Annotated in this window: 7 protein-coding genes; 3 read left to right on the top strand and 4 right to left on the bottom strand. The window is 74.4% G+C overall.

What is annotated here, in order from left to right; genetic code table 11:
• Positions 1-1,176 (top strand): hypothetical protein (locus RIM90_RS29025; protein WP_309063727.1); only part of this gene is annotated, 1,176 nt, incomplete at its 5' end.
• Positions 1,177-1,212: 36 nt separating this feature from the next.
• On the opposite strand, the gene RIM90_RS29030 is transcribed toward RIM90_RS29025, so the two are convergent.
• Together RIM90_RS29030 and RIM90_RS29035 are read right to left on the bottom strand one after the other, a co-directional pair.
• Positions 1,213-2,118 carry an endonuclease/exonuclease/phosphatase family protein gene (locus tag RIM90_RS29030; RefSeq protein ID WP_309063728.1) on the bottom strand — a complete coding sequence of 302 codons (906 nt, stop codon included), beginning with the start codon at positions 2,116-2,118 and terminating at the stop codon, positions 1,213-1,215.
• Positions 2,119-2,336: 218 nt separating this feature from the next.
• A complete protein-coding gene (locus RIM90_RS29035) occupies positions 2,337-4,976 on the bottom strand; it encodes a SpoIIE family protein phosphatase (RefSeq protein WP_309063729.1) in 2,640 nt (879 codons plus the stop codon).
• A gap of 164 nt (positions 4,977-5,140) precedes the next feature.
• On the opposite strand from RIM90_RS29035, the gene RIM90_RS29040 reads away from it, so the two are divergent.
• Positions 5,141-5,383: an acyl carrier protein gene (locus RIM90_RS29040; RefSeq protein ID WP_309063730.1), complete on the top strand. Its 243-nt coding sequence runs from the start codon at positions 5,141-5,143 to the stop codon at positions 5,381-5,383.
• An 849-nt stretch (positions 5,384-6,232) separates the two neighbouring features.
• On the opposite strand, the gene RIM90_RS29045 is transcribed toward RIM90_RS29040, so the two are convergent.
• A complete protein-coding gene (locus tag RIM90_RS29045; protein WP_375165597.1) occupies positions 6,233-6,457 on the bottom strand; it encodes a hypothetical protein in 225 nt (74 codons plus the stop codon).
• Between the two features lie 67 nt (positions 6,458-6,524).
• On the bottom strand, positions 6,525-6,665 hold the full coding sequence (locus RIM90_RS29050; RefSeq protein WP_309063731.1) for a hypothetical protein: 141 nt from the start codon (positions 6,663-6,665) through the stop codon (positions 6,525-6,527).
• Positions 6,666-6,914: 249 nt separating this feature from the next.
• Between RIM90_RS29050 and RIM90_RS29055 the strand changes: the two genes are divergently transcribed.
• Positions 6,915-8,013: AI-2E family transporter (locus tag RIM90_RS29055; protein ID WP_309063732.1), on the top strand; the 1,099-nt coding region annotated here is incomplete at its 3' end.

Here is an 8,013-nt window from a genome sequence, read left to right on the forward strand (position 1 = left end):
CGCTCTGTCGATGCCAGAACACGCGACCGCATCTGTGAGGAGATTGCCGCGGCGCTGCTGGCGGCAGGGACCGTGCCGACCTTCGAGGTGCGCTCGGCGGACCTGCGCGCGGATCCCTACTTCAGGTGTGCCGACCGCTACTGGCGGAGTCGCTTCGTGCACCAGCCGACCGCGCGCACGGCCGTCGAGTGCGCGCGGTGGATGTCGGACCACGTGCGGGACGAGAACTGGGGTGAGGTCGCCGAGCAGTGGGCGCTGGGCAACGGGTTCCTGAACAGGGGGAGCCTGGAGTCCGCCGAGCAGGTCGCGGAGGCGGTGGGAGAAGCGGGTACCGGCCCGCAGACCGAGCGGACCGGGTTCTTTCTCACGCTGTACCAGGCGGGCAAGCTGCGGGCGAACTTCTGCTTCGACGAGCTGCACGCCTTTCTGGCGTTCTCGCCCTCGGCCCTGGCCGCCGGCTCCCTGCGCGAGAAACCCGTCTTCGTGGCGCTCCGGGCGTTCGCCGCGTTCGGCAGCCGGACACTGACGGTCGCCCACGCCTGCGAGTTGCTGGACCAGGCCTGGTCCGCGGCGGGGCGGACCCGGCACACGGTGGACATCTGCCTCAACGGCCTGGCCTTCGCCGCCCCTTTCGAAGGCCAGGGCGAGCTGCTGCGCGACCGGGCGGCACAGGCCGTGGAGGCCTACCCCGACGACCACATGTTCCACGGGCGCCTGGCCGCCGGACTGCACATGTGCGGGCAGCACGACGCGGCGCTGCGGAGCATCGACACCGCACTCGCCCTGCTGGCGGCGAGTCCCACCGCCAGCCTCGGTGCGCTGCAGGACCAGTACCTGACGAAGCGGGAGGCGATCCAGGAAGGACGTCTGCAGGCCCTGCGGGACGCGGAACAGCAGCGCCGCTGGGAACGGCAGGCAGCGGCCAATGCCCAGGTGGAACGCTCCCTGCACACCTCTTCGGTGCGCGCCGTCGAAGTCGTCGCCGTCTTCACGGCGGCCATCGCCTTCGCCGTCGGCTCCCTCCAGGTCACCCTCACCGGAGATCTCGCGCTGTCGGACCGTCTGTGGCTCCTGGCCGCGCAGGGCGTGGGCCTGGCGGTCTTCGCCCTGCTGATAGTCGGCGGGACGTGGCTCATCACCCGGAGCCGCCGGGGGCCGGGCCACGGGGCCGAGTGAGTGCCCCGCCGCACGCGTCCGCACGGGGCCGGTCCGTCAGCCGAGTGAGATCCGGGCCGCCACCGGCAGATGGTCGCTGCCGGTGGCGGGCAGGGCGCGGATGCGGCCGACGGTCGCCGAGCGGGCCATGACCTGGTCGATCCGGGCCAGGGGGAGGGCGGCGGGGAAGCTGAGGGCGAAACCCCGCTCCGGCACGTTCATCCGCGAGGTCACAGGCGCCAGACCGCGGTCGTCGACGGTGCCGTTCAGGTCGCCCAGCAGGATGACGGTCCCGAGGTCCTCGGCGGCGATGGCCTCGCCCAGCAGGCCGGCGCTCTCGTCGCGCCAGGAGGACGCGAGGCCGCTCGCCCGGACGCGGACCGAGGGCAGATGCGCGACGTACGCCGCGATGTCGCCGTGCGGTGTGCGGACCACGGCGCGCAGCCCGCGGTTCCAGGCCGCCGTGATCCCACGGGGTTTGATGTCCAGCAGCCGGGCGTCGGTGAGCGGATACCTCGACCAGAGCCCGACGGTCCCCCGGACCGCGTGGTACGGGTAGTGCGGGGCGAGGGTCCTCTCGTAGACCGGCAGTGCCCGGGGCACCAGTTCCTGCAGCGCGACGAGATCGGGCCGGGCGTCGGCCAGGGCGCGGGCCGTGCCCGCCGGGTCGGGGTTCTCGTCGCTGACGTTGTGCTGCACCACGACCAGGCCGTGCCCGCCCGGCCCGGCCCCGGGCAGCACCAGCCCGCCGAAGAGGTACGTCCAGGCCGCGACCGGCAGGAGCAGGGCCGCCAGCGCCGTCGCGGAGCGGCGCAGCAGCGCCGCGCCGAACAGCACCACGACCACGAGCCCCAGCCACGGCAGGAACGATTCCAGCAGACTGCCCGCACGGCCCACGGAGTTGGGCACCGCCCGGTGGAAGGCCAGGAGCCCGGCGGTCACCACCGCGAGTGCGGCGATCACCCGCCCCCGAGTCCGGGCCGACCGGCCCCGCGCCCCCCTCGTCGCGCTCCCGCCCGGAGTCCACCGCCCGGCCCACCGACGCGGTGCCGCCCTCGGCGCCGACGCCGTACCCCTGTCCGCTCGATCCGCCATCGTTTCCCGTCCACTCGACCCCGTCTGCCAGGACGAGCCCACGGACGCACCGGTTCCGGGGCCGGCCCCACCGTGCCACGGGCCGGTCAGTCCGGCCGCGTCGGCCGCGCCGCGAGGACGGCGATGTCGTCGTCGCTGTCGGCGCCCAGCCTGATGAGAAGCTCGTCGCAGAGCGTGTCCAGGGGCTCGCGGGCCAGAGCGGCGGCGTGCCGGCGGAGCCGGTCCATCGCGTGGTCCAGAGGCTCGCCGCGGCGTTCGATGAGGCCGTCGGTGTACAGCAGCACGGTCGAGCGGGCCGGGAGCGCGTCACTGGCGCGGGGGCGGCGCGCGTCGGGGTCCACGCCGAGCAGCAGTCCCGCGCCGTCCTCCAGGTAGCGGGTGCGGCCGTCCGCGCTGATGAGCAGCGGCGGCAGATGCCCGGCGGAGGAGTGCACCAGCTCCCAGAGGCCGTCCGTCGGTCCCTTGAGCAGACCGTAGATGCAGGTCGCGGTGGCCTCCCGGTAGAGGCTGTGGTTCGCCAGGTCCAGGCGGCGCAGGACCGTCTCGGGCGGCTCCTGACGGTCCACGGCGATGCCGCGCAGCATGCTGCGCAGCTGGCTCATGGCGATGGCCGCGTCGAGGTTGTGCCCGGTGACGTCGCCGATGACCAGTGCCGTGTCCCCGTTGGGCACGACGAAGCTGTCGTACCAGTCACCGCCGACCTGGGCGGTGGCGGAGGAGGCCGCATAGCGGGCGGCCAGCTCGAGGTGCTCGACCTCCGGCAGCACCGGCAGCAGCGAGCGCTGGAGGCGTTCGGCGATGTTGCGCGTCTGCTGGTGGAGCCGGGCGTTGTCCACGCCCAGGGCGAGATTGCGCACCAGGTCGTCGACCAGGGGCAGATCCTCTTCCGTGAACGGCCTGCCCCGGCCTCTGCGGGCCACGGTGAGGACACCGATGACCTCCCGCCGCACCCGCAGCGGGGCGACGACCGCGCTGTTCGCGCCCATGACCCGGAACAGCCCCACGTAATGGGCGTCCAGCGGGCTCGTCACCTGGCCGGGCGGCGGGGGCCCGCTGAGCAGCAGCGGGCCCGCTCCGCGCAGCGCGCGGGCCAGGGGCCCCCGGGCGCTGTCGGACACCGGCGGGAGCCGGCCCCCGTACTCCTCGGGCCACGGACCGTGCGGGGAACGCTGGACGATGGAGACCCGCTCCACCCGGGAGTCCTCGGTGAACAGGTCCACCGCGCACCAGTCGGCCAGCTGCTGGGTGAGGAGCCCGCCCACACGCCGCAGGCCCTCGTCCAGATTCGGGGAATTGCTCAGCGCCGCCCCCGCGTCGGCCAGCAGGGCGAGCCGGCCGAGCGCCGACGTGTCCGCCCGGCTGCGGCCCGCGTCCCCGACGGCCTGCGGGGTGGCCCACGGAGAGAGCGGGCCGGACTCCTGAGGGGCTGCGGGCCGGACGCGGCCGGGCGGGCGCGAGGAGGGGCCGGGAGCGGCCGCCCTCGGGGCGAGCTGGGCGACGAACACCGTGCGGCCGTCGGCCGTCTCCTGCGTCTGGATGAACAGGCGGACGGGAATCAGGTGCCCGTCGTGGTGCAACGCGGGGAGCGGCACCGAGCGGCCCAGGATGCGGGATTCCCCGCTGAGCAGCAGGGAGAAGAACCCCGCCAGGTGGCGTTTGCGGAGGTGTTCCGGGACGAGCGTGGTGAGCGGCAGCCCCACGAGATCGTCCTCGTGCCAGCCGAGCATGTCCGCGGCGGGCCCGTTCGCCGCGACGATCCGGTTCCGCTCGTCGGTGGCGACCGTCGCAACCCTGCTGGCCCGCACCTGGTCGGCGTCCCACGGCACCAGTGCCGAGGGGCCGGTACCCGGCTCCTGGGGCATCACCGTCCACGCCGTGGGGGCCGCTCCGGTGAGCTGGCCGACGATCTGGTCGAGCAGCCACTGCTGGAAGGCGCGGTGACGCGGAAGGGACGGGAGGGCCAGCAGTCGCTCTCCGCGGGCGGCCTCCTCCGCCAGGTCGAGGACCGTGCGCAGGGTCCGCAGCGGCGGCTCGGCGCCCGGCGGCACCGACAGGGGCAGGGACCCCATCTCCGCCTCGGCGCCCTGCTGCCGCAGCGCGGCCGTCACACAAGCGGTGATCACATTGCTCGTGTCCTGGGCGACGGCGAGGTCATCCGCCGTCACACCGAGGTCGTGTCCGGCGGCCATGGCCAGGGCGGCCTCGCGCAGAAGCACGTGCCGGTGCTGCTGGGACGCCCGGTAGAGCGCCGCCGGCACGTCGATCAGTGTCACGGTCTTCCCGCCGGGGCCGGAGGGGGGTGCGGGGGTCTCCCATCCGTTCCGCTGCCGCGGCGCCGCCTCGGGCCGCAGCTCGAACCACACCGTCTTGCCCGCTTCCCCCACGGCGACGCCGTGCCGGGACGCCAGCTGCTCCACCAGGGCCAGGCCCTGCCCCGTACCGGCGTACGGTGAGTACTTCTGCGGCACGAGCCCGCGGTCCGGCCGCCGGTCGCCCACCCGCACGCGGACCGTGTTCTCCTCCACGTGAGCCGACACCTCGACTTCCGTGCGGGCGTGCAGCACGGCGTTGGTCACCAGTTCACTGACCAGCAGCTGAGCGGTGTCCACCACGTCCGGTGCGACGCCGTCGAGAGCGGCCCGCACGAAGCGCCGGGCCTCCGCCACGCTCTGCGGCGCCTCGGGGAACCGACGTGAGGGTGTCTCCCGGGCCTTGAGGTCGCCCATGCCCCCAGTCTGCCTCAGGGAGGCCGTTCCGCCCGGGTCCGGGCCCGCCCGGGTGCGGCGGACGAGTGAGACGGGCCGTGCCCGGCCGGTTTCCGTACCGGTTTCGCCCGCGAAGGGGGGATACCCGGTCCCCGACCCGTTCCTCACACTCCTCGGGAGGGCTCATGGCGACCGGCGAAACGGGATTCAGCGACGTCGTGTACGACCTGATCTCCGTCCAGTACCACTCGCTGAAGGCGGGGCACGACTACGGCCAGTACGTACGCGACGCGGAGAACGCGAACGAGAAGGACATCGCCGAGTTCTTCCGGACCGTCATGGAACAGGACGCGGAGCGCGCGGCCCGCTGTCACCGGTTCCTGGCCCGGCTGTCCGGCACGGAGAAGGCCGGCCCCGCGGTCGACTGACCGGTACGGGGGAGGGCGTGGAACGCCGACACCGCAAGGAGGGCCGGTGGCTTTCACGCCATGTTGGCGACGACTCTTTCCGGCCGGGCGTCGGCCGGACGGGAGCACCCTTCCCCGGCGTTCTGCCGCGTGGTCGGCGGACCCCCTGGCCGGGCCGCGCGGCGCCCCGGCCAGGGCACCTACCCGGCGACCGGGGGCATGACGCCCGCCCCGTCCGGCCGGCACCGCACGGGCCCGGCCTTCCCGCCCACTGCCGGTCTTGGCCTTTTCCGCGCGGCCGTGCCCCACGCACGCCGTAGGACAGGGTCACCGCCCGGAACTCCACCGCGGCGGCCGACCGGAGAGCGGTGGAGGGCCCCGAGCGCGCGGCGTCGGTGGACCGCGGCACCGCGGTCCCGGATCCGGTGACCGCGGACGTGCCGGATCTCGCCGGCCAAACGACGTCGGCCGCTGAGGGAACGGCGCCGGCCGCCGGGGGACGTCCGGCCGGGCACGCGGGCGCCTGCGACGCGGGGCCGGCGATCCGGTCCACGACGACCAGCAGCCGGGACCCCGCCGCGCCGAGCGCGGTCATCAGCGTGTGCACGGCGGGCAGCAGCGACCGGGCGAGACAGGTGAAAGCCCCCAGCAGCGCCCCGGCCGTCACGCCCCGGTCGAACCCCTGGTCCACGGCGTGCGCGACGCCGTAGCCCACCACGAAGGCCTGACCCGCCTCGGCCACCGACCAGGGTGCGAGCCGCGCCAGTACCCCCTTGCGGCGGGCGAGGAGGCGACGAGCCGGCGGCACGGTCCGGCTCAGTGCCCCGGACCCGGCGCCCTTCCCCTCCCCGCGGCTGTCCGCGGCGCCCGTCACGACCGCGCTCCCTCGGGCAGGGGTCCGTGGTCCCGGCGCGGCACCGGGCCGTCGGCCCCGCCGACGCCGAACAGCGCCCGGTAGCGAGCCTCCTTCCACAGCTCGCGGTGCGGCGCGACCGCACGCACGCGTCCGTCCTCCAGCCAGATCACCTGATCCGCGCGAGCCGCGACCGACGGGCGGTGCGCGACGACCAGCCGGCTTCCTTCCGTCCGTCCCACGGTCCTGAGGCGCCGGCCGGACACCGGTGTGCCGGACGGCGCACAGCACCGGCGCCCCGGGCGTCAGTTACAGGTCGTGCGGCCGCAGGGCGAGCCAGTCCCCGCTCTCGTTCTGCTGCCACCCCGCCGGGACGGGCAGACAGGGCGCGGCGTACCGGGAGCGCCCGGCGCCGGTCCCCCCCGGGAGCACCGCGTCGGCCACGCTCACGCCGGCCCCCCACCACCCCTCCCGCACCTCTCCGGTGGCGAGACCTGTCCGGTCGGCGTCCGGCCGGGACCGCCCCCGGCGCCGGTCCCGGCGCGGCCCTCCCCGTGGCCGGGACCTCGATCCGCTCACCGGTGAACCGCTGACGCGGGCGGGCGCGGCCGGGCCGGCCCGCGTATCTCCGACCGCCCCGCCGACGCGTACGCGGGGCCAAGATCCCTCAGGACGGACGGGCCCCATAAAGTGCCTCCCATGTCTGCGACGTTGAATTCGAGGAGAACCCGCGCCGCGCTCCGTGTGTCGGCGCGGGTCTCCGGCGAGCTGCTGCTGGTGCTGGTGATGGCCGCGGTGGTTCTGTGGGTACTGGGCCGGATGTGGTCCGTGGTCTGGCCGCTCATAGTCGCCCTCCTCCTCACCACGCTCACCTGGCCCCTGGCCCGCTTCCTGCGCCGGCGCGGTCTGGCACCGGCACTCGCCGCGTCCGTCGTGACCGTCCTGTTCCTGCTGGTGGCCGCGGGCACCGTGGCGCTGATCGCGGTGCCGGTGGCGTCGCAGTCCGGCGAGCTGGCCGACGGCGTCGTCCAAGGCATCCAGAGGCTGCGCGAGTGGGCCGCCGGGCCGCCGCTGAACATCGACGACGACGAGATCGCCCGTGCCTTCGACACCGCGGTCGCCCGCATCCAGGACAGTGCCGGATCCATCGCCACCACCGCCGTCACGGGCGTGAGCACCGTCTTCAGCGGTCTGATCACGGCCGTCCTGGCGCTCTTCCTGATGTTCTTCTTCCTCAAGGACGGCCCGCGCTTCCTGCCGTGGCTCGGCCGGCAGCTCCCCGGCCGGCTCGCCACCGACGTGCCGGCCGTGGCCCTGCGGTGCTGGGTCACCCTGGGCTCGTTCGTGCGGTCCCAGGCGCTCGTCGGTCTGATCGACGCCGTGTTCATCGGGCTGGGCCTGTGGATCCTGGACGTCCCCCTGGTGCTCCCGCTCGCGGTGCTGACCTTCGTGTCCGCGTTCGTGCCCATCGTGGGCGCCCTGTTCGCCGGCTTCGTCGCGGTGCTCATCGCGCTCGTGTCGAACGGCCTGACGGACGCGTTGATCGTGCTGGTGATCATCGTCGTGGTGCAGCAGCTCGAGGGCAACGTGTTCCAGCCGATCATCCAGAGCCGGGGTCTCGGCCTGCACGCGGCGGTCGTCCTGCTGGCGGTGACGCTGGGCGGAAGCCTGGCCGGCATCGTCGGCAGCCTGCTCGCCGTACCGGTCGCCGCACTGATCGCGGTGGTCTGGAACTATCTGCGCGAACAGCTCAGCGACCCGCCGCAGGGCCCGGGGGCCGACGCCCCGGGCACCGGTG

Origin of the sequence: Streptomyces sp. (assembly GCF_031181555.1) — a bacterium.
In the GTDB taxonomy this organism is placed as follows: Bacteria; Actinomycetota; Actinomycetes; order Streptomycetales; family Streptomycetaceae; genus Streptomyces; species Streptomyces fimbriatus.